This is a genomic window from Alistipes senegalensis JC50 (assembly GCF_025145645.1).
Taxonomy (GTDB): Bacteria; Bacteroidota; Bacteroidia; order Bacteroidales; family Rikenellaceae; genus Alistipes; species Alistipes senegalensis.
Genome location: NZ_CP102252.1, coordinates 1,227,974 through 1,249,795, shown reverse-complemented (window position 1 = coordinate 1,249,795; position 21,822 = coordinate 1,227,974). Strand labels below are relative to the sequence as shown.

Annotated in this window: 20 protein-coding genes; 5 read left to right on the top strand and 15 right to left on the bottom strand. The window is 56.9% G+C overall.

Annotation, left to right across the window (positions count from 1 at the left end; translation table 11 throughout):
• Window positions 1–32: 32 nt before the first annotated feature.
• From NQ519_RS04845 to NQ519_RS04795, 11 genes are all read right to left on the bottom strand, one after another.
• Window positions 33–557 carry a hypothetical protein gene (locus NQ519_RS04845; RefSeq protein ID WP_218915862.1) on the bottom strand — a complete coding sequence of 175 codons (525 nt, stop codon included), beginning with the start codon at window positions 555–557 and terminating at the stop codon, window positions 33–35.
• The gene (locus NQ519_RS04840; protein WP_019152291.1) at window positions 517–828 is read right to left on the bottom strand and encodes a hypothetical protein; all 312 of its coding nucleotides are present in this window, start codon (window positions 826–828) and stop codon (window positions 517–519) included. Before NQ519_RS04840 ends, NQ519_RS04845 begins: the two co-directional genes overlap by 41 nt.
• Complete coding sequence (locus tag NQ519_RS04835) at window positions 815–1,399, bottom strand: hypothetical protein (RefSeq protein WP_019152292.1); 585 nt, start codon at window positions 1,397–1,399, stop codon at window positions 815–817. The genes NQ519_RS04840 and NQ519_RS04835 overlap by 14 nt, the downstream gene beginning before the upstream one ends.
• Window positions 1,396–3,330 (bottom strand): DNA cytosine methyltransferase, encoded by a 1,935-nt coding sequence (locus tag NQ519_RS04830; RefSeq protein ID WP_019152293.1) that lies wholly within the window; start codon window positions 3,328–3,330, stop codon window positions 1,396–1,398. The genes NQ519_RS04835 and NQ519_RS04830 overlap by 4 nt, the downstream gene beginning before the upstream one ends.
• Window positions 3,331–3,355: 25 nt before the next feature.
• The gene (locus NQ519_RS04825; RefSeq protein WP_019152294.1) at window positions 3,356–4,018 is read right to left on the bottom strand and encodes a hypothetical protein; all 663 of its coding nucleotides are present in this window, start codon (window positions 4,016–4,018) and stop codon (window positions 3,356–3,358) included.
• Window positions 4,015–4,548, bottom strand: a complete 534-nt coding sequence (locus NQ519_RS04820; RefSeq protein WP_019152295.1) for a hypothetical protein — start codon at window positions 4,546–4,548, stop codon at window positions 4,015–4,017. Before NQ519_RS04820 ends, NQ519_RS04825 begins: the two co-directional genes overlap by 4 nt.
• A 382-nt stretch (window positions 4,549–4,930) precedes the next feature.
• Window positions 4,931–7,867 carry a hypothetical protein gene (locus tag NQ519_RS04815; protein WP_019152297.1) on the bottom strand — a complete coding sequence of 979 codons (2,937 nt, stop codon included), beginning with the start codon at window positions 7,865–7,867 and terminating at the stop codon, window positions 4,931–4,933.
• A gap of 38 nt (window positions 7,868–7,905) precedes the next feature.
• The gene (locus tag NQ519_RS04810; protein ID WP_019152298.1) at window positions 7,906–8,109 is read right to left on the bottom strand and encodes a hypothetical protein; all 204 of its coding nucleotides are present in this window, start codon (window positions 8,107–8,109) and stop codon (window positions 7,906–7,908) included.
• Entirely contained in the window at window positions 8,100–8,291 is a 192-nt protein-coding gene (locus tag NQ519_RS04805) for a hypothetical protein (protein ID WP_019152299.1), read from the bottom strand. Before NQ519_RS04805 ends, NQ519_RS04810 begins: the two co-directional genes overlap by 10 nt.
• Window positions 8,292–8,293: 2 nt before the next feature.
• Entirely contained in the window at window positions 8,294–8,503 is a 210-nt protein-coding gene (locus tag NQ519_RS04800) for a hypothetical protein (protein ID WP_019152300.1), read from the bottom strand.
• A gap of 135 nt (window positions 8,504–8,638) precedes the next feature.
• Entirely contained in the window at window positions 8,639–8,941 is a 303-nt protein-coding gene (locus NQ519_RS04795) for a hypothetical protein (protein ID WP_019152301.1), read from the bottom strand.
• 142 nt (window positions 8,942–9,083) lie between these two features.
• On the opposite strand from NQ519_RS04795, the gene NQ519_RS04790 reads away from it, so the two are divergent.
• Together NQ519_RS04790 and NQ519_RS04785 are read left to right on the top strand one after the other, a co-directional pair.
• On the top strand, window positions 9,084–9,530 hold the full coding sequence (locus NQ519_RS04790; RefSeq protein WP_019152302.1) for a helix-turn-helix domain-containing protein: 447 nt from the start codon (window positions 9,084–9,086) through the stop codon (window positions 9,528–9,530).
• 433 nt (window positions 9,531–9,963) lie between these two features.
• Complete coding sequence (locus NQ519_RS04785; protein ID WP_227901017.1) at window positions 9,964–10,479, top strand: hypothetical protein; 516 nt, start codon at window positions 9,964–9,966, stop codon at window positions 10,477–10,479.
• Window positions 10,480–10,673: 194 nt separating this feature from the next.
• Here the strand turns inward: NQ519_RS04785 and hpf are convergent, their stop codons facing one another.
• Together hpf and NQ519_RS04775 are read right to left on the bottom strand one after the other, a co-directional pair.
• Window positions 10,674–10,970, bottom strand: coding sequence for a ribosome hibernation-promoting factor, HPF/YfiA family (gene hpf / locus NQ519_RS04780; RefSeq protein ID WP_010262683.1), 297 nt, complete (start codon window positions 10,968–10,970; stop codon window positions 10,674–10,676).
• 22 nt (window positions 10,971–10,992) lie between these two features.
• Window positions 10,993–11,895: a tyrosine-type recombinase/integrase gene (locus tag NQ519_RS04775; RefSeq protein ID WP_019152304.1), complete on the bottom strand. Its 903-nt coding sequence runs from the start codon at window positions 11,893–11,895 to the stop codon at window positions 10,993–10,995.
• Window positions 11,896–12,009: 114 nt separating this feature from the next.
• Here NQ519_RS04775 and NQ519_RS04770 point away from each other — a divergent pair, with 114 nt between their 5' ends.
• Together NQ519_RS04770 and NQ519_RS04765 are read left to right on the top strand one after the other, a co-directional pair.
• On the top strand, window positions 12,010–12,594 hold the full coding sequence (locus NQ519_RS04770; protein WP_010262688.1) for a flavin reductase family protein: 585 nt from the start codon (window positions 12,010–12,012) through the stop codon (window positions 12,592–12,594).
• Window positions 12,595–12,840: 246 nt separating this feature from the next.
• Window positions 12,841–14,034, top strand: coding sequence for an FN3 domain-containing metallophosphoesterase family protein (locus NQ519_RS04765; protein WP_019152305.1), 1,194 nt, complete (start codon window positions 12,841–12,843; stop codon window positions 14,032–14,034).
• 121 nt (window positions 14,035–14,155) lie between these two features.
• Here the strand turns inward: NQ519_RS04765 and NQ519_RS04760 are convergent, their stop codons facing one another.
• Window positions 14,156–15,529 carry an Ig-like domain-containing protein gene (locus tag NQ519_RS04760; RefSeq protein WP_019152306.1) on the bottom strand — a complete coding sequence of 458 codons (1,374 nt, stop codon included), beginning with the start codon at window positions 15,527–15,529 and terminating at the stop codon, window positions 14,156–14,158.
• Window positions 15,530–15,539: 10 nt separating this feature from the next.
• Entirely contained in the window at window positions 15,540–18,095 is a 2,556-nt protein-coding gene (locus tag NQ519_RS04755; RefSeq protein WP_019152307.1) for a fibronectin type III domain-containing protein, read from the bottom strand.
• A gap of 419 nt (window positions 18,096–18,514) precedes the next feature.
• On the opposite strand from NQ519_RS04755, the gene NQ519_RS04750 reads away from it, so the two are divergent.
• The gene (locus tag NQ519_RS04750; protein WP_019152308.1) at window positions 18,515–21,811 is read left to right on the top strand and encodes a SusC/RagA family TonB-linked outer membrane protein; all 3,297 of its coding nucleotides are present in this window, start codon (window positions 18,515–18,517) and stop codon (window positions 21,809–21,811) included.
• Window positions 21,812–21,822 lie beyond the last annotated feature (11 nt).

The following is a 21,822-nucleotide window of genomic DNA, read 5'->3' as shown; positions in this document are numbered from 1 at the left end:
TCACTATTGAAACTAAATTTATTTACCAACGGCTATTCCGAAGGCTTTTCGGGCCCTTCGATTCGGTCGTTGTTGTAGCGTGCCTTGTTGTAGAGCGAGGATACCAGACGCTCGAAGTCTTTGAGCTGTTCGCGGTAGATCCGTTTGCCGAGTGTTTCGGCGAAATCTTCGGCGAACAGTTTCCTGCTGACGATGAATGCCTCGATGATCTCCCGCTTCTGGATATTGCGCTTGCTGCCCTTCAGGTAGTAGGCATTCAAATCCAGGTTGAAGATCGTGTCGAGGAGTACGTTGAGCCGGGCTGCATCCTGTTCGGTGAAATAGAGATGGTAGAACTCGGCATTTTGCGAACAGGTGTTCTTCGGGAGTTTCAGGCGTGCTGTGAATCCGTCGCCCCGGACGGGAACCTCGGTCGGCGACCGGCGGACAAGAGCGACCAGCAGACGCCCGAAGTCGTTTTTCATCGTCACACGATGAGTCCCGTCCGGATTGCGGATAAATAGATAATCCAGATAGTTAAAAAGGATTTTGTTTTTGATGTTGAGTTTTACGATCATAAGGATTCTGTTTGTGGAGTCGTTTCTTTTCCCAATACATAGGGTTGAGCCTCACGAAGGTATCTTTATAGATGTCGATCTGCATTTCACCGTCCTCGTCGTCGAAAGCGCCTCTGTCGGCGAGGTACTGGCAGATACCGATGAATCGTTCGACATTGTGCGCGATGTCGGCGATTCTAACCCAGTGCCACGGCGGATACCGAGCCAGTCTCGGGATCAGCTTCCGGGAGTATGTTTCGATCTCCTTGGGTGTGATGTCAAGATTTTCCATATCGTTCGCGGTTGTAGTTTTGCAATGCCGTCTCGATCTGTTCGGCGATGTCGCACCTGCGGGCGGGAATACATTCGAGCAGTCGTGGAATCTTGTAGATCGGTTCTGCACGGTTGAAATAGTAGACGTATTCGAGTCGCCGGTTGTAGGTCTCGATCAGTCGGCAGAGTGCTTCGATCAACTCGACCGCCCCGTCTGCACCTTCGAGGCCGGGAACCTGTTCCCGGATGTAGGCATAGAGGTTTTCCATCCGTTCGACGTAATCCCATGCCAGTTCCTCGGAGTAGCGGGCGAAGACTCGATAGGCCGGCTCCGTCACGGAGAAAACGATCTCTTCGGCCTGACGATGCCGGCGCTTGATCTCATGTCGGAATTTTCCCGCAGCCTTGAGTCCGTCCTCGAGATCGAGCATTGCATAGGGCAGCGCCAATACCATCACGAGCATGTCAACGGCGATGGCGGCCTGCTGCTGTTCGACCTTGCTCGGCCTTTTCGGCAGTCGGTGCGGGGTCATGGCTTGGATGGCCATGCGGCGGCGGAGTTGCGCCGCCTTGATTTGCCGGGACGTCATATAATCAGGCGTGAAGGGTAGGCGGCTATTTCGGGACTTGGGGATGCCGTTTCTTGCAATTCCCGTTCAAACTCTTCGATGCGTGTTTCGTTCCGTCTCACGGCGATCCGGGTTATGAAGCAATGAACTCTGATTCCGGAATCGGTTTCTCCCTCCCATATCCGGGCCGGAACTCCGTTCAGGGTAACGATTTTGTCGGTGTTTTCGATTGTGATTTTCATAGTTGGATTTTTTGTGTTGTTTTCAGGTGATTTTATTTCGTCGAGAGCTGTGGCAGTTGCTTTGCTCCATGCGGTCGCTACTTGGGTGACGACGGCATTGCCGAGGAATTTCTTCTGTTCCTCCTGCGATCCGATGAGCACGTAATCGTCGCCGAATCCCTGGATGCGCTTCATTTCGGGAATCCGAAGCATACGCATTGTTACGTCTACAATTCCATAGAGGATGCAGAACTCTTTCACGCGCACCATTTCGGGAATGTCGTCCGGTTTGATTGTCCAGGCTGGTACTCCCTGCTCGATGGATACCAGATAAGGCGGACGTTTGTCCATCCGGGCGATCAGCGTGAAACAAGGCGCATCCACAGAGCCGCCGGCGGACCGGTATTGCGGATTCAGCAGGTAGTGGGCGTTTACGATACGCTGCTTGGGGTTCGTCAGCAGCGCGCCGGTTGGTTCGTCCACTCCGGAGAGTTGCCCGCCGCCGGAATAGTAGTTGGTGATAAATGGCTGCACCAACTGGAATCGGTCTTTTGTTGTCAGCGTAGGGGCCGGCCGTTCGACGGGTGAGTTGTATCCGTTTCCGTAGTATGCCGATACGAAGGCGTGGTGGTCGATTGTCGTAACGGTTCCGGCCGGGCCGTCAATGGGGATGTTCTTGCCCGCAGGCTGTCCGCTGAACTGCTTGGACAGGAAATCTACACGGACTACGCCGAGCCGGTTTTGTGTCGCCACGGTCGGGCATGGAGCGTCGAGTCCCGGAGCGATGTATTTGCCGGACTGGTTTCGGGAGTTGTATTTGACGAGGAAAGCGTCTTTGCCTCCTGCGACGAATTTCACCAGCCCGGCGTGGATGCGGTCGAGTGTCGCTCCGACGAGTTGCCGGCGGCGATCGAAGATTGACTCACCGCGATCCTCGAAGTCGAGGCATTCCCGCACGGGCCGCCACGGCGCGAGCGGTTCGGTGAAAAGGTCGCGTGTCTGCTCCGGATTTCGGGCGTGCGTCTGCCGCGGCCACGCCATCGGCAAATCCGGCCGCGCGAACTGCCCGAAATATCGTACCCGGGATGTGTAGGCCCCGAAGTCGGCCGCATTGAGCACACGATGTTCGAACCGGTAGCCGTGGGCGCACACCTCCTCCACCCAGCGGCGGTAGAGTATTCCCTTGTGCTCTGGGTCGGGAACCCACACCGGGGCGACGGTTGTTGTCCGTCGCTTGCGGTCGTGTTTGATGTCGAGCGGACAGAAGGCCGCACCGTCCGGGCCGACGCTCTCCTTGACGATGAGCGGCCCCCATTCCATGAACTCGACGACATTTTCGATCTGGATATAGTCGGGGCGCAGCTCCTCGATGTAGCGGAAAAGGTGATCGGCCAGCGTGCGGCTGTCGGCGTCGCGCGACATGCCGCCTTTGGCCCGGGAGTGGTTCGTGCATTCCAGCGAGGCCCAGAGCACGAGCTTTGCGTCCGGGTGCTTCATGCGTTCTCGGGCGACGTGTACTTTCATCGGTCCGAGATCGAGTGTGCGGATGTCCTCGGTGAAGTGGCGCGTGTGCGGGTGATTGGCCGCATGCGAGAGGATCGCATTGGCATCGTGGTTGACGCATGCGATGACCTTCGCGCACTTGCTACCGTCGATCCGCGCCCGCTCAACGCCCGTCGAGGTTCCGCCGGCGCCGCAAAAAAGGTCGATATAGAGTAGTTTGATCGCCATTATTTCCCGAAATCCATGCGTTATGTTATTTGAGTCCGTAATGCCGGCGCTCGAATGCCGTCAGTTCGGATACCAATTCGAATTCATATACCCAGACGCAGGGATTCTTTTCCCATGTTCCCTCTTGGTATGTCGAATCGATAAGCGAAGCATAGGCATCGCGCCAGCTTTTACCTAAAACTGTTTCGAGGGCAGTGCATTTAATGTTCGGGAGGCCAAAATTGCATTCCAGCGCATCGGAAAATATTCCTTCCTTTCTGCAACCTTCATCCGTAATATCCTGCAAACGTTCGCCATGCCGGGCCGTTATCCGGAGGAAGTAGCGGGCCAGCCGCGCCGGCATGGACTGCTTGTTCCGCCAGAATCCGGGTTTGTCGATGTAGTCCCCGTATCCGAAGTCTTGCAGGGCCTGGATGTCCGCCGGATCGTATTTGTAGAACACTCTGTCGGGATCGATGTCGTCGATATACGGCTCTTTGATGTAGATCACCTCGCCGACCTCGTATCGGGGCCGGATGAGATGATGACGGGCCAGCAGATCGGCACGGCTCCCGTCGGGCAGGATGAAATCGCCGCGGGGATTGTTCAGATAATCGTCCGGCTGCGGATCTGCCAGCCGGCGTGTTTCCGTCTTGTACCGGGCAACGACTTCGCGCTGCAATTCTTCGAGAAAACCGATGCTTTTCATTGTTTGCCTCCTTTCTTACTTGCTTCGGACATCAGCCTGTCGATCTCTGCGGCGATGATCCCGCCGCACGCCGTGAGCTGTATGATCCGCATATCCCGTGGGAGATTAGGGTTTGCGGCTACGTCGAGACGCTCCTTCGCATATCGTATCCAATCGATGCCGCTGCTGTCGTCACGGGGACGCAGGAGGGGTTCTCCGAGTATCTGGTCGTGCATGGCGGCAATCAGTCTGATGCCGGAGGAGCGGCGATGGTTCGGAAGGAGCATATCGCCCTCGCCTGTCAGTATCCAGAGTTTGCTGATCATCGGGTAGTGGTGGCAGATTCGGTCGGCCACGTCGAACGAGATGCCGTTGTTGCCGCGCTTGATCTGGTAGAGGTTCTCGCCGCGGGGCAGTCCGATGTGCTTGGCGAAGGCGTTCGTCGTCATGCGTGCGAATCGGATGACGGCCTCGATCCGCGCCCAGTTGTCCGGGTTCTTCGGCCCCGGCTGCCGGGGGCTGTTTGCGGTGTTGTTTTGTACGTTCTTCATAGAGGTTGAGATTTGAAGTTGTGTTTTATTTTTTTAGTTTCCGGTTTTTGCTTGACACTTTGACACCGTGCGTAAATTGCTGTTAATCATCTTTTTATGCGGTGTCAACTTGAAAAATTTTGCTGACACGCAAGTTGACACCGTTTTCGATATGTTGTTGATATTCATTGCTTTATATAATAATTGCCGTTTTTTCGAAATTTTCGAAAAGTGTCACCGATTTTTTAAGTTGACACCGTTTTGACACCAAGTTGACACCGCTAAAAATCGCGTAACTATTTGTATTATATCTATTTATATTTTTATTTCTCTCTTTGGTGTCAAAGTGTCAAAGAAAATCAGAAAGTTTGTTTTGGCGTTGAAAAAATGGTAATAGGGGGCCCTAAAAAATCTTCTCCTCCCCGTCCTCTTCGGCCGTCCGAATGTAGAAGTAGTAGACATCGACACCCTGCTCTTTTCGGTGGATCTCGTTCCGCTTCCGGTCGGATTCGGTTTGCAGCATCTCGTCGGGGTTGAACTCCCATCCCTTGTACTCGCAGAACTGGATGAGGCGGCCTTTGAAGGTCTGCATCTTCACACTGTCCTGTGCCCGCTTGGGGAGCGATTCCTTGTATGCCTCGAATACCTCGGTTTTATTGAGGAAGGTGTCTCGGCGTCCGTCTGCGGCGAAATACTCTTCGGCCCAGTAGATGAAGTCGTCGCCGATCTGACGCTGGATGTTGCGCTGCTCGATGTCGTGCATCGGCGGCTGGAGCGCGACCTGATGCTTGATGTATACGTGCATACATGTAAGCATGAAAATGTAAAATTCGTTCATCTCCTCGGGCGTGTAGTCCTGGATCAGATTCTTCCCGAACTCCGTGGCCGGGTTCCGCAGCGAAAGCTTGGCGGCCGGGTCTGCCGAGTGGTAGTAGTCGGAGAATGCCGTGAACCATATCCGTCGCCGGAGGGAGTTGTCGAACTCCCGGATGGCATGGTTGCTCGAAAAGGATATTTTCGGGGACTCGGCGTATTCGAGCGTTACGGCCGCGGCATACTTGGCGTTGATGGTGATCTTGTTGGTGATCGCCGGCATGAAGCGGTGGAGGTCGATCGACTTGTTCACGTCGTCGAAGTAGATCGTGTCCGTCACCCCCTTGACAACCCCCTGGAATAGGAACTCCATCTTGTCGGGGCGGAGCTCCTGCCCATTGATGAAAAGCTGGTTGCGCATCTGCTCGATGCTGCCCAGGAAGAGCGACTTTCCGGTTCCTCCCTTGTGCTGGCCCTCGTCGGAGATCTCCGTCTCCATGGCGTAGACCGCCTTTGCCTCGGCTGCCGATTTGTATTTGGTCAGCAGGTATCCGAGTGCCATGACCTTTGACATGAAGTGCAGATCCTGCTCGGCGCGCTCTTCGTCGGTGAGGGGCTGTCCCATCTCCTCCTTGCGCCAATGCACGCGCCCGGTGTTGTAGATGTACCGCAGGAAAGAGAAATCGGGGCGGTTGATGCGCAGCTTGAACCTCGCCGTCCCTGTCAACGTGTCAAGCGCAGCTTGCATTTGCTTATAAATAGGGGACCGGGGATTAAGGCCCTGCATTTCTTTCCGTATCGCAAGGGCGGCCGGCGTTTCCACGATGTCGAACGGAAGCACACCGTTCCTGTCCAGTTGTATTTCGTGGTCGAGAATCTTGTTGCTGTACTCGAAGTAGGGCCAGTCCTGCGGACGAATTTCGTGCAGGCCGTCCCGGTCGATGCGGATGATCTTGTTCTTGAATAGCACATGGTCGAAATTCGCCCCGAAATAACGGAAATTCGGTGCGATCATCCGCAGCTTCTCCAGCGATCCGAGCTTCACCTGGTTGCTTCGGTGGATGGCGTTGGCCAGCGCCTGCGAGTAGTACTCGGGATGAGCATAGAGATAGCGGATCAACTCGGCATTGCATTCCGACGCGATGGCCTGCTCGTCGATCAGGCGGACGATGTTGTCCCGGATGTAGCAGAAGGTGAATCCCTTGCTCGTGGCCGAGGATTCGATGCGATAGTATCCGCTCGCTTGCAGGAAGGAGTAGAGCTGCTCGTTGTTGATGTCGAAACACTCCTTGCCGCGGCGGTCTTTGAAACGCACCCAGAATTTCAGCGATCCGGATACCCGGAGCAGGTTGCTGAAGATTTTGTAGGGGTCTTGTGCCGCAGGCTTTCGGTAGTGCATGAAGAGGTCCTTGGCATCCTTGCAGGCTCCTCCTTTGCGGGTCTTGAAGCGTTTGAGGTCGTCCGGGAGGCGGATGATCCGGAGGTCGAGGTATTTCATGGCGTGCCGGAAGGCGTTGGCGACTCCCGTGCTGTCCTGATCGTAGAGAATGTAGACCTCTTTGGCTATCTGCCGGAGGTGGAACATGTCGGCCCGGGGAAGGTCGGCCGTTTCGGAGTTCAGCCATGCGACATGCCATCCGGCCCGGCCGGTATTGATGCAGGCGTTCCGGACATTCAGGGCGTCGGAACCTCCCGAACAGAGGATGATTGCGTCGCATTGCTCCTGCCGGGGCGAGGCGTTTGCGGAGTCCATATCGCCCTCATCTTCCGGATCGTCGTCGTCGCCCTGTTCCGGCGTCTCTTCCTCCTCTTCCCCGACATCCGAGATGTCGGGCGTCCGACGCTTGGAACCATCGAACGCTTTGAGGAACCATGAGTCGCCGAAAATGAAGTCGGCGGGCTTCTCTCCGACGAACATGAAACGGAGCTGGGCCGACAGCGGCTGGTAGAGCCGTCCCCATGTCCCGTAATCGTAGTAGAAGATCGGATAGTTCTCCGTGGCCGAGATCTTCCAGCTCTTCCCCTTTTCGTTTTTGCGGGTGATGTAGGAGTCCAGCGGTACCAGGCGGAGTTCGTTGCACACCTCCTGCGTGATCTGATGTCCGAGCAGATCGAGTTCCCATTTGGAGAATTTTCCACCCTTGCGGCGTTGTACGGTCATGGCGTCCTGCGGGGCCGTTTCGGCCCGCCCGGGCTCCGGCTGTACGGAAACCGCCGAGGCCCCGGCAAGCAGGTGAGGAGCGTATTTCGACGCGATGAACTCGATCGCCTGCGGGTATGTTAGGCGCTCTTCCTCCATGACGATCGAGATGGCCGTGCGGGCCTTGGTATCGCCGCCGCCCTTGTCTTGCAGGAACCAGATGCCGTCGCGGTTGAACACGGTGCACGAAGGGTTCCGGTCGTCCGGCCGGAGCCTGAAATTCCGGCGCCGCTCGAATCCGTCCCGGGACGCGGGGTAATAATCGAGGATAACCGTCTTGCCGCCTTCGGTGGCCTGCAATACGTCGTCTTTGCTTACTTTGTTCATAGTGTTCGAGTCGTGGGGAATGCCCCCCCCCGATAGGTTTATAGTTTCTCTATCTGGCGCAGGATCATCCCTGCGCGGTGGTATTGCTCGTAGATCTCGCTTCGGGGCGAGAATCCGGCAGGCAGGCGGTTTTGGAGCAGCCCCGTTTTGAAGGCTTTGATCGCCCGGCGGATCGTCTCGAACTCTTCCGGCTTCAGATCCATGACGGCAATGCGGCCGTTGCTGTCTTTGTCTACATACATGGCGCCCAGATTTTGACCAGCAGCGATACGGCGAGTACGATCACGAGGATCGAGTCCCAGAAGATGATGTTGAGTGTCGGAGAGGCCCCGCGGGTCTTGATGCGGTTGTAGGCGACGCCTGTGGCGACGACGCCCCGCCAGAGGATCGCCGCGATGCAGATAGTCGAGAGGATTGCAGTCATGGTTATGCGGTTTTAAGGTTGATGCCGTACTTTTTCTTGATGATGGCCGTCAGCCGCAGCCGTTTTGTTTTCGGAATTTTACGGTAGCCGAGACGCCATGTGGTGAAGGCATCGGCTCCGACGAAAAGTTCCGAGGAAACGATCCGCAACAGTTCCGTCCGATCCGACCAGTCGAGGGACCTCCATAATTCGTTAAGTGTCTGCTCTTTCATTTGTGCGTATTGTTTTGGTTTTTTAGTTTCAAAAAAGCGGAGAGGAGTTTGGCCTCGATAGGGGAGCCGAACCCCTCTCCGTTGCCGTTGGCGGCCCTCACGGGCGGCGCGGCGGCGAGTGCATGGAATACCCTACTAATCTCTGGCACTCGTTTCTCGGACGATTCTGTTCGCCAGCCTTACAGCGTTCCCCAGATTCACGACGAGCGGAATTGTCAGCCACGGGTGGCTCTCGCTGTAAAGCATGATCGGCGCCATCAGGCTCACGATGAAGTAAAGTCCGTAGACCTTGTGCCTGGCGGAGAGCCCCATGAACTCCCGCCCGAGGCAGGCGGTCAGAAGTTTCCGGCCGGTGCGTGCGGCCTTCTTTCGGATGCCCGTAAAATCCGGACGTGCCGGAACAGGGTACGAGACAGCCCTTTCGTTACTCAAATACATAGAGGTTGAGTTTGGAATGGTTAAAAATTTATTAACTTTGTAATTGACGCGGTGCGTTACGCGGTCAATTACTTTGCAAACATAATCAAAATGATTATATATTGCAAGTTTTGGTTATTAAAAATGACTATATTTTTATATTATGATTGATTTACAGAGGTTTAGAAAAGAACATAAAATTAAGCAATGTGATATTGCTACGTTGTTTGGGGTTTCTCAACCGTATGTTTCCGCGATTGAACGGGGGGTTCGCCCTTTGAATGAGGAGCAATTTCGGTTGTTGTATAATCGGTATGGTGATATTTTGTTGCCTTATAAGATAACGGAACGACCGATTTTTGAGACCCAAGAATTGGCGAAAATTGAAATGCCCCGTGAGGTATTCGACAAAATTTCGCGATTGATTGATACAGTTTGTGCCCAGCAGGAAACAATCGCAGGGCAACAAGGGACGATAGCCGGACAGCAGGATTTGCTGTCTAAGATGCAAATACTTGTTGATAAGGCACTTACCCCCCCCCATCACAAAGCAGATACAATGGATGGGGCAGATTCAGAGGGAGGTAGAGACACTTCGAAAGTTGGGTGATAAAATCCGGCGATGTACGATATAACTATTTGGTAGTGGATAAGTTATCCACTACCATCCCGGGACAGATACGGGACAAAAATACTGTTTTTAATATGAATTTCGATTTGTATGTTGTTGAAAATCAGGCGGCATTTTTGCGGGAAATAGGGCTTATTAAATCCCCTATCCACTACCAAGTCGGACGGCTGCACGCAAGTGCGGCCGTTTTTCGTTTAATCCGGTGGCGGGGATGAGCCTCTCCTTGTCCACGACCAGGTCGGGCGGCCGCACGCATGTGCGGCCGTTTTTCTGTTCCGGATTTCCTGCGTTGATAAAATACGCTGTTTGGTTGGCAGAATATGCCGTTTCGTTGAATTTATTTGCCGTCGTCGTTCCCGGAGCCTAATTTTATGGCGACTATAATTTTGGGGATTTTTTTAATTAAGTGATTATGAAGAGAGTATTATGCCTGTTCATGGCTGCGGCCATGACTATGAGTGCTGCATTCCTCACGGGCTGCAACGATGACGATGACAACGGGGATAAGCATGCCGCGCCGACGCTTACGCTCAAAGGCGGCGACATCAAAGCGGTCCACGAGATTCAACCGACCATGTCGGTCGTGGTGGACGTGACGGCGCCCGCCGGCATTTCCGACCTCACGGTGAAGATCGAATCGCCCTGCCTGACGGCCGAGGTGCTCGGTGAACTGGGGCTTGCGCAGACGATGAACCTGGTGGATCCGGCCACGGCGGAGATGGCTGCGGGACTCAAAGAACTCGGGTTTCCCGTGGGAGACGAGGTGAAGAACAAGACTTCGCTGTCGATCAATATCTCGCAGCTGGTGCCGATGATCGCGATGATCTACAATCAGGATTCGAACCACAATTTCGTGCTGACGGTCATCGACGCCGATAAACAGAAGGGCGTCGAGACGCTGAAATTCCACCTGACGCCGGCGCAGTAGCCCTCCCCCGTATTGCCGGTGATCCGGTCGGCATGGGTATTCCCGGGACGAGACCCGCAGGGAGCGGGGTGGTGAGTAGGTTAGGTAATTTCGTCCCGGGATTTTTTTGCCCGGTTCCTGAAAAATGCGACGGCCGCCTTTTCAAAAGGCGGCCGTCGCGGCGTTCAGTTAGTTAAGGTTAAGGTTGGTGGGGTTTATTTCTCAGTTTTCGCTTTGAATTTCTCCAACTGGCGTTTCAGGGCATCGATGGCTTCGTCGACCGACTCTTCGAAGGCTTTCGACTGGTGGCAGGCCACCAGGTCCTCGCCCGGCATGTGCAGCGTGATGGTTGCGAATTTGTTTCCTTTTTCGTGGTCCTTATCGAGTTTGAGAATGACCTCGGCTCCTGTCGAGCGCTCCGCAAAGCGGTCCAACTTCGCCATCTTGGCATTCACGAATTCGATCAGCCGCTTGTCGGCGTCGAATTTCACGGATTGAATCTGTACGTTCATAGCCTTATATTATAAAAGTTAATCACTCGCCACCCTTTTCACGGGGATGGGCTTTTGCATAAATCTCCCGGAGCTTGGCGATGCTGTTGTGCGTATAGACCTGCGTGGCCTGCAGCGAAGCGTGTCCCAGGAGTTCCTGTATCTCGCGCATATCGGCTCCGCCGTTCAGCAGGTGCGTTGCGAAAGTGTGGCGCAGCACGTGGGGGCTTTTCTTTCCTTGTACACCCGCCTTGTCCAGCTCTTCCTGCACCGTCCGGTAAACCGCCGTCCGGGATATGCGTTTTCCTTTGTGTGTTAAAAATAGCGCTTTTTCCGGTGAAATGCAAATATTTTGCCGCTCAATTAACCCGATGTAGTGCAAAATCTTTTCGCGGACGAATTCCAGAATCGGTACGATGCGCTCCTTGTCGCCTTTGCCCCGGACGCGCAGCGAGGTGTAGTCCGCCGAGAAGTCCCCGCGGTCGATGCCGACCAGTTCAGCCAGCCGCAGGCCGCAGGCGTAGAAGAGCAGCACGATGAGCGAATTGCGTTCGCGGATGAAATCTTCGCTGTCCTGCTCGCAATCGCTGACGATTCCGCTCATGCGGCTTTCGGGGACGAACGCGGGCAGGCGGCGCGAGGTCCGCAGCGACGCCACGGGCTGAGTCACGTCGCGGCTGACGACTCCCGTGCGCAGCAGCCAGCGGAACAGCGCCCGCAGCGACGAAATCTCGCGGTTCATCGAGGCGGCGCTCAGATGTCCCTCCTCGGTGCGGAAGAGCATCCACTCGCGGATATCCTCCGTGGTCACCCGGCACGGGTCGAAATCGGCGTCGCAGACCCCCAGCCATGCGAGGAACTGCTCGACGTCGTGGCGGTAGTTGCGCACGGTGAGCGGCGAGTAGCGGCGTTCCGCTTCGAGGTATCGGGTGAAATCGGCGAGCATACGAAACAAAGGTACATAAAAGCCGGACACGCTGCAAAACCGGATCGCATTCGTGCCGTTATGACGCCAAATATACGCAAAAACCGTTACCTTTGTCCCGAAAAACGAATCGAGATGAAACAGAACTGGAAACCGGGAACGGTGCTTTATCCCCTGCCGGCGGTGCTGGTGAGCTGCGGCGCGACGCCCGACGAGTACAACCTGCTGACCGTGGCATGGACCGGCACGGTCTGTTCCGATCCGCCGATGTGCTATATTTCGGTGCGTCCCGAACGCCACTCCTACGAAATCATCCGCCGCACGGGCGAGTTCGTCATCAACCTCACGACGCGCCGGCTGGCGCGAGCCGCGGACTGGTGCGGCGTGCGCTCGGGCCGCGATTACGACAAGTTCCGCGAGATGGGGCTCACGGCCGTTCCGTCGGAGAGGGTCGCCGCGCCGGTCATCGCCGAGTCTCCCGTGAATATCGAGTGCCGCGTGCGGCAGGTGTTGCCGCTCGGGACCCACGATATGTTTCTGGCCGAGGTGGTCGGGGTGCAGGCCGACGAGGCCTATATCGATCCCCGGACGGGCCGTTTCTGCCTCGAACGCGCCGATCCGATCGTCTATTCCCACGGAGAGTATTTTGCGCTGGGCGAGGCGTTGGGACATTTCGGATGGTCGGTCCGCAAAAAGAAAACAGCGCGAAAAAAGCGGTGATTTTCAGGGATTTTTACTGCCTTCGCCGAATGATGTTTCGTTCGAAGAGCTCCCTGTCGCTCGTTTTCGCCGCCGCCGTGGTGCTGGCGGGATGTATTAAAACGCCCAAGGCCAACGGGACGGAGCCCGGCGGTCCGGACAGCCCCGCCCCCCCCCGCGGAATACGCCCGCTTTTTCGTTTTCCGGCACGGGATTCTGCGGAATATTCCGTATCTTGCATCCCGAAACAATCAACACTTTCCGACAATGAAAAAACTCCTTTTCTCGCTGGCCGGGCTGCTTTTCTCGCTGGCCGCCGTGGCGCAGGATTTCAAAATCACGCACGGTCCTTATCTCTGCGATATGACCCGGGACGGTGTCACGGTCGTCTGGACCACCAGCAAACCGGCCCTCTCGTGGGTCGAGGTCGCGCCCGACGACGGGCGGAGCTTCTATGCGCAGGAGCATGCACGCCATTACCAGACCGTCGCGGGCCGCAGACTGGCCGACAGAACCCTTCATGCCGTGCGGCTCAAAGGGCTGAAACCCGGCACCGACTATTGTTACCGCATTTTTTCGCAGGAGGTCACGGCATGGCCGCAGCGCGGCAAAGCCACCTACGGGAGTGTTGTCGCAAGTGACGTTTTCCGTCGCAAGCCCTATCCGTTCCGGACCTTTCCCGACTCGGGCGCCGACTGCTCGTTCATTATGCTCAACGACATTCACGGCAGGGCCGACTACATGAAGGACCTCTGTAAGAAGGTCGATTTCAGTGAGATCGGATTCGTGGTCTTCAACGGCGACATGTCGAGCAGCGTCGAGAACGAGGAGCAGCTCTTTACGGACTATATCGACGCATCGGTCGCGCTGTTCGCCTCCGGGACGCCGATCCTTTTCAACCGCGGCAACCACGAGACGCGCGGCGTCTGGTCGGACCGCCTGATCGACTATTTCCCGACTCGCAGCGGGGAGTTTTACGGAATTTACCGCTACGGAGATGTCTGCCTGCTGGTGCTCGACTGCGGGGAGGACAAGCCCGACAGCGACATCGAATACTATGGACTGGCCGATTACGACGCCTACCGCGCGGAGGAGTGCGCATGGCTGAAAAAGGCCGTGCAGTCGGAGGAGTTCCTCTCGGCCTCGGCGCGGATCGTCCTGCTGCACGTGCCTCCGACGACGGGTACATGGCACGGAAACGTCCATCTCAACGAACTTTTCATGCCGGTCCTGAACGAAGCCGGGATCGATCTGATGCTCTGCGGCCACGAACACCGCTATTCGTTCCATCCTGCCGGGGAACGGGGTGCGCAGTTTCCGATCGTGATCAACGACAACAAGAGCTATGCCCGCTGTGACGTTACGGACAGCCTGATTCGGGTGCGGATCGTCGGTCCCCGGGGCAAGGTCACGCACACGCACGAATTTCCGCTGAACGGTCCGGCCGTCGATCCCGAATAGGGACCGTACTCACCTGAAGAGGCTCCGGAACACCCTGTCGTTCCGGAGCTTCTTTTGCCTGTCCTGAAAAACAGGCCGCACGCATTGCGTGCAGCCTGTCGAACCAAAAACCCAATCTTGTTTAATAACGGAATATGTTGGCGCGGCGGATGTCGTCGGTCGACTTCGAGGCGAAGCCCAGCCACAGCGAGCCGTTCTTCATCTTGATGCCCTCGGCCTCCATATAGCCCGTGGATGTGATGCCGGCTGTTGTGAGCGCCTGCATGTCGGCTATGGCCCCGACCTTCGTGCGGGGATAGACCTGCGCACCCTTCAGGTCGAGCAGCGTGACATAGGCGACCGAGGCCGTTTTGCCGTCGTTGTTGTTGCCGGTACCCTCGTAGAAATAGATGATGCCGTTCGTGCAGTCGAATCCCTGGAAATCGTAGTATCCCAGGTCGGCGGCCGTTTTCCCGGTGCTGACGGAGAATTGGCCGACGGGGGTGAGCTGGTCCAGTTTGCGGACCTGCACGACGCGCGTTTCCGTCGTTTTCTGCGTGCCCTCCTCGCCGCCCCAGGTCACCGTCAGCGAAACGTCGGAGACGGGGAGCGCCAGGGCTTCGCTCAGTTTGTAGACGTAAAAGTCGCGGACGCCGGTCGTCGAGGCCGTGATGGCCAGCAGGTCGCTGGCGGCATCGATGGCCGGATGTACGTTGCGTTTGCCCGGAAGGTAGAACGTTTCGCCGCTGTATTTGTCGAGCGTCTTGCCCGCTTCGTACTTGATGCGCGAGACGGTCTGGCTCTGGCTGTAGCTGTTGTCGTCGAGTTTGTTGGCGTTGCTGTTGATCCAGATATAGCGGTCTGCGCCCTGCTCCTCGACGGCCATGTTGGTGCCGTGGCCGAACCAGCGCAGGGTCATGAAATCTGCGGGCGACTGATTCGCCCCGCCCCGGAGTACATGGAGCTTGTGCGCATCCGAACCGGCGATCTGCACGTAGTAGAGTTCTCCTTTCGAATCCACGTCGAAACACTGCATCACGGCGTTGCGCTCGAGCTGTACACCCTTGCTGTAAACGATCTCTTCGGTCAGTCCGGCCGCCACTTTTTCGAAGATGGCGTCGTTGGATACCGAGACCGATGTCCGGGCGTATACGCCGTTGGGGGCTGTTACCGTCACCGGCGCGTTGCCGGTTCCGATTCCGGTGACGACGCCTTGGGCGTCGACACGGACCGCGTTTTCATTGCCCGAGTTCCAGACTATGCCCAGCGGGTTCGCCGCCTGGTCGTACCAGTCGGTCTGGGAAACCCCTCTTCCCGGGGTGATGACCTTGATGCGGAGTTGCTCCGAGCCGCTGACGCTGACGCTGACCGACGATTTCTCGAAGAGAATGCTCAGCACGTCGTTCTCCTCTCCGTCGTCGGAACAGGAGGAAAATGCGGCGGTCGCCGCCAGGAGGAGCAGGCCCGACAGCAGGGGCCGGATTCTCGATTTGCCGTATGTTTGTTTTGTGTTCATGGTCGGTTGCTTATTTCTTTACTACTTTTATTTCGTCCAGCCACATGCGCTTCTCGATCGTGGCGATCGTGATCCGGCTTTCGGCGGTGACGTTCTTGACGGTTACCGTGTGGTCGGTCCAGGCGAAGCGTCCGTTGTTGTCGCGCCCCGAATCGTCGTTGGTGAGGGTGATTTTCGTCGTTCCGTCCTCGAACGTACCCCCCCCCGCGATGCTGACCGTAAAGTCCTTGCGGTCCTGGTTGCCGTAGATCGTGTAGACGCCGTTCACGGCCTTGGGTTCGGTATAGGGACAGGCCCGGAACGTCAGTACGACATCCGCCGTTGCGGCTCCGAGTTTGGTCAGGTGCGGGAGTACGAGACTTCCGGCGGCCGATCCGGTTCCGAACTTGAGGTGGCCGCAGACTTCGTAGATTTTCTTGCTGTTGGCCGTGTCCCAGTCGCCGTCGCCCCAGCGGGCTGCGAGGTAGTCCGCATTGTTCTTGCCGACGGTGGCAAAGGTGTCGTCGGCATTCTTCGACGGCTCTCCGACGACTGTCGTGTCGTCATCGGCGAAGACGCTGCCGGCGATGTTCATCGTAGCGGGGAGTTTCTGGGCTGCCGAGGAGGGACAGATGCCGAATGCGGCGGCAATGGAGTAACCGCCCCACCAGAAATCGTCGAAATCCTTGTAGAGCAGGACCTCGCTGCCCGGCGCGGGCATCGGGGAGGTCTTGCCTTCGCCGATGCCGAATGCGGAATCGGTATAGACTCCTTCGCCGAGGATTTTCACCCGGCAGTAGTAGGTCTTGTCTGCCTGCAAGTTGCCGAAGACGAAGCGGTTGTAGGGGTAGTTGGCATAAAAGCCTTGTCCTTTGACAGGTTCCTTGCACTCGACGGTGCGGATGGCGTCGCCCGAGGCTGTTTCGGCCAGTTCGAGGATGAATTTGCGCGGGTAGGTGTCGTCGCGGGGCCATTCGAATACCAGGAAACCGCGCGAAGCCTCGTAAAGCGATACCTGCGGCGCAGGAATGGCGACCGGATCGAGCGTGCGGCAGGCGAGGAAGGCCGAGTAGTCGGAATTGAATTCCGGCTTGGGCTGGCAGTTGGCCATCACGCGGAATTTGTAATCGGCGCTCGGGTCGAGCTCGTCGAACGTGCATTGGTTGCCCGAAACGACTTCGCTCTTCACGGCGACGGATTCATTGTCGGCCCGATAGAGCTCGGCGGTGTACGACGATGCGTCGTAGTCCCGTTTCCAGGTGAAGCTGAGCGACGAGGGCGTTTGTTCGGTGCAGCTCAGGTTCGTCGGGGTCTCGAGTTTGGAGGTGACCTCTACGGGTACCGCTTGTGAGACATAGACCCGGAAATTGTCGATGAAGAAGCGGTTGCTTCCGGCCTTGGTGCCGCTGATCTTGATACGCGTCTCGCTGGTTGCATCCGTCACCTTGAACACGATGCTCTGCCACGTGCGCTTGGGATGGTCCTTCACCAGCTGGGTCTCGGGCATCGAACCGGCGTTTTCGGCCGTGACGACGATGTCGTCCTGCTCGCCGTCCCAGCGGCAGTAGTCGAACTGGACGAAGATATTCTGCGGCTCGGTCAGTCCGAGGGCCTGGAAATTCAGGGCCGGGGACATGATCCAGCCCAATGCCGATCCCGTACCCATTTTGGGATAGCCCGGGTGTTCGTAGACTTTCGATCCGGCCCATTCGGCAAGCCCGCGGTCGGCGGTGAACGCGGGGTTCATCCCGGCGTTGAAAAAGTCGCCGCTGCCGTCCTGACCCGCCGTTGCGACGGTCGTTGCCGGCGTGTCGGGGGTGACGGTGAGGTTTTGGTGGCCGGGATACATGCCGGTCTTGTTGGCCACATAGTCGCCGCCCCAGATCAGTTTGTCGAAGGTCATCTCGTAGATGATGTTCTCCGACGAGACGAAGCTCCGGGTCTCCTGAACCACCGGCGTCTCCTGGGTGGAGAGGCGGATGGTCACGCTGATGTCGATGTCGCCCATCGAGCGCGGCGTGCCGCTCAGAGCCACGAGCACTTCGCCGTCGCCCTCCTGAAGCTTTTCGCCCGCGACGGGTTCGCATTTGATGCCGGGGGCGCCTTCGCCGTCGAGTTCCACCTCGACATCCATCAGCTCGGTACCCAACGCCTTTTCGTAGGGAATGGCGACGTAGATGCCGGATATCTGCTCGCCTTCGAGCAGCGTACCCAGCACATAGGCCTGCTTCATGGCGAAGATGCCGTCGTCCTGATGGATGTAGACCTTCAGGTCGCGGCCGGCGGCGTGGATCGTGATCTCGCCCGACCGCTTTTCACCCGTGTTGCGGTCGACGGTGACATTTATATATTGGTAATTGTGCCCGTTGCCGACCCCTTGTGCAGGGTCCGTATGGATCCAGTCGTCTTCGGTGGAGAGATTCCAGCTGCCGTCGGTGCGGACGGTGAACGATTGGGTTGAAACGCTGTAAGCGAAATTGAGTTCGTCCGTATCCCGGGTCACGGAGACGTCCGGATCGTCGGAACAGCCGGGGGCTAAGAGCGCTGCCGCGACTAAGGGCGCGAACAGAATAGACGCAAGTTTCATGTTTTCAAAGTTTTAAGGTCGGGAACAAGCCGGCATGTCGCAAGGCCGTATTCGGTTGCGGGTGTCGCTGGTTTGTCGGATGGGTAAAACTTGCACAACAAAGGTAGCCATTCTTTTTGTATATGCAAACTTTCGGGGTCTTATTTTTATTTTAATGCACTTTTTATTTCCTTTATGTGAAATTCTGATTAAAAAAGAAAGCAAAAAGTTTGTTTTTAAGAATTAATATCTATATTTGCAAAAGAGAAAAGCGGCATTTTTATGAACTTTATTATATATTAATGTATCGGAGCATGTAAGCTGAGGTTTGTCGCTGTTTGTTTTGGGAAACTTGCGCATTTCCTTCCGGACCGGACCCGTTTCGAAACCGACGGACGCCCGGGGGAAAATTACAACCAACAAACACAAACCTTTTTGAGATGAAACAATGTTCCTATGAAAACAAGCCGGTCGGGCGTCTGACCGGTTGCGGGAGGCTCTTTCTGCTCCTGTTGTGTGTCTCGTTCTCGTTCTCTGCGCTGGCCCGGACCTATGATCTGAAGGGCGTGGTGCGCAGTGAGTCGGGCGAATCCGTTCTCGGGGCGACGGTCGTCGTCGAGGGGACTCCGCGCGGAGTCACCACCGATGTGAACGGAGCTTTCACGATCGCCGTAAACAGCGGCGAGACGCTTCTTGTCCAGTTTATCGGCTATGTGCCGCAGAAATTCCGTATCGGGAACCAGACGACGCTCGACGTGACGCTGAAAGAGGCGGCCAACCAGTTGGAGGAGGTCGTGGTGGTCGGTTACGGTACGCAGAAGAAACGCGACGTGGTGGGTGCCGTGGAGCAGGTCTCGGGCAAAATCTTCGAACAGCGTGCCAACCCCAGCCCCGTGCGGTCGCTGCAGGGACAGGTTGCCGGTCTGAATATCACCATGAACGACGGTAAGGCTTCCCGCGGCGCGGACATAAAAATCCGCGGCGCAGTGAGCAGCATCGGTGCCGGAGGCAGCGCACTGGTGCTGGTGGACGGTGTGGAAGGGGACCTAACAGCCGTGAATCCCGACGACATCAAAAGTATTTCGGTCCTAAAAGACGCCTCTTCCACGGCGGTGTACGGAGCCCGCGGTGCCTTCGGCGTGGTGCTCGTGACCACGAAAGATCCCGTGAAAGGCAAGGTGCATATCAATTACAACGGTTCGTTCTCGATCCTGAACCGGACGGTCGAACCCCAGACCGAGACCAACGGCCTGCGATGGTTCAACTCCTACATGGAGTCCTATGTCGGTTATTTCGAGAAGGAGCCCTCCTCGATCAACAACATTTTCCCCTACAACGCGGCGTGGGCCGCCGAGCTGGCGCGGCGCGATGCCGATCCTTCGTTCGAGAAATGGCGCGTGAATTCCGACGGAGAGTATGAATACTTCGGCAATACCGACTGGCACAAGGTCGTTTACCGCGACTACACCACCGGCCACCAGCACAACCTGAGCGTTTCGGGCGGCACCGACGTGGCGAATTACTATTTGTCGGGCCGTTTCTTCGAACAGAAAGATATTTACAACGCCGGCGACGGCAAGTTCAAGCAGTATAACGTGCGTGCGAAGGGCAGCCTGAAGCTGTTCAAATGGATGCGTATCGAGAACAGCACCGATTTCGTCCGCCGCACCAACCGTCAGCCGCGCGTGAGCGCCACGTTCGAGAATCGCCTGCTCACGATCAACCGGATGCTCGAGCATCAGGGTTACCCGGTGGCCCTGGTCAAGAATCCCGACGGAACGTGGACCAACACGGCGGCTTATATCGGCTGGGCCGGTTTCGTGGAGGGCGACACCTATCAGGACAATTTCAAGTTCGACATGAAGAACACGACGGCCCTGACCGTGGACATCATCAAGGACGTGCTTACGTTCAAGGGTGATTTCACCTACCTCTACAACCATTCCGAGCAGGACCGTGTCAACAACCAGCACTCCTATTCGAACGGTCCCGGCATGACGGGCATCCGCGAGGAGTACAGCGATTACGAGAACCGCACCTATAATACGAACTATTACGCGACCAACGCCACGCTGACCTATTCGCCCCGGTTGGGCGACGACCACTCGCTTTCGATGCTTGCCGGCTGGAACGTCGAGGAGAAGCAGTATATGAAGACGCTCGCTTACCGGACGGGACTGCTCGACTCTTCGAAACCCAACTTTTCGCTGATGGACGGTACAGACATCACCCTGAAGGACAACGGCAGCTATGAATGGGGTTTCGCCGGTGCGTTCTTCCGCGTGAACTACGGTTACAAGGGCAAATATCTCGTCGAGGTGAGCGGGCGTTACGACGGTTCGTCGAAATTCCCGAGCAATCAGGTGTGGGGGTTCTTCCCTTCGGCCTCGGCCGGCTGGCGCATCTCGGAGGAGGGTTTCATGGAGGGCGCCCGCACATGGCTCGACAACCTGAAGCTGCGCTTCTCGGTCGGCAGCGCCGGAAACGGAGCCGTAGACCCCTACAAGTACCTCTCGATCATGTCGATCAACAAGAGTTCGGTGCTGATGGACGGCCAGTATTTCTCCTATACGGCCGCTCCGGGCATGCAGCCCAAGAGCCTGACCTGGGAGACGGCGACGACCTATGACCTGGGCCTCGACCTGGATATGTTCAACGGGCGTTTCAACTTCACGGCCGACATCTACCGCCGTGTGACGACCGATATGTTCACCCCGGGCAAGGAGATTCCCGCTGTTGCCGGTTATACGGCTCCGCGCGGCAACTATGCCAGCATGCGGACCGACGGCTGGGAACTGAGCGTCGGCTGGCGCGACAGCTTCAAAGCCGGCGGCAAGGATTTCAACTACAACCTCAAGGTCTCCGTCTGGGACAACCTGAGCAAGATCACCAAGTATACCAGCAAGAAGGGACTGCTTCCGACGCTTTACGACAACAACTACTACGAAGGCATGACCATCGGCGAGATTTGGGGTTATCACGTGCTGGGTCTTTTCGCCACGGATGCCGAGGCGGCCGACTGGGGCCCCCGGCAGACGGCGACCTTCACCAACAACAACAGCGAGGTCTACCAGGCCGGCGACCTGAAATTCGCCGACCTCGACGATTCCGGCGCCGTGAACAACGGCGACGGCACGATCTACAACCACGGCGACCTGCGCAAGATCGGCAACACGACGCCGCGCTACTGCTACGGTATCAATGTCGGTTTCAACTGGAACGGGATCGGCCTGAGCATGTTCTGGCAGGGTGTCGGCCAGCGCGACTGGTTCCCGGCCAAGGAGTCTTCCTATTTCTGGGGACAGTACGGACGTTCTTACGGCTTTGCGCTGCCGTGGCAGGACGAGAGCCACCGCTGGACGGAGGAGAATCAGAATTCGAAGGCCTATTGGCCCCGCATGCGCGGTTATATCGCCGAGAAGGCCAAGGGTATCATGTCCTCGTCGAACGACCGCTACATCCAGGATGCCTCGTACATCCGCCTGAAGAACCTGACGGTGGACTACACCTTCCCGAAGAAGATTTCGCGGAAGATCGGCATGGAGTCCCTCAAGGTCTATTTCTCGGGCGACAACCTGCTGACTTTCTCTCCGCTGAAGAAATACGCCAAGAATTTCGACCCGGAGGTGATCGGTTCCGGCGACCAGGACTTCTCGTCGTCCGCGGGCAAGGAGGGCGACGGCTACGGCTATCCCATGATGCGGAGCTTCACCCTTGGAATCAACCTCACTTTCTAAATCGGATACGA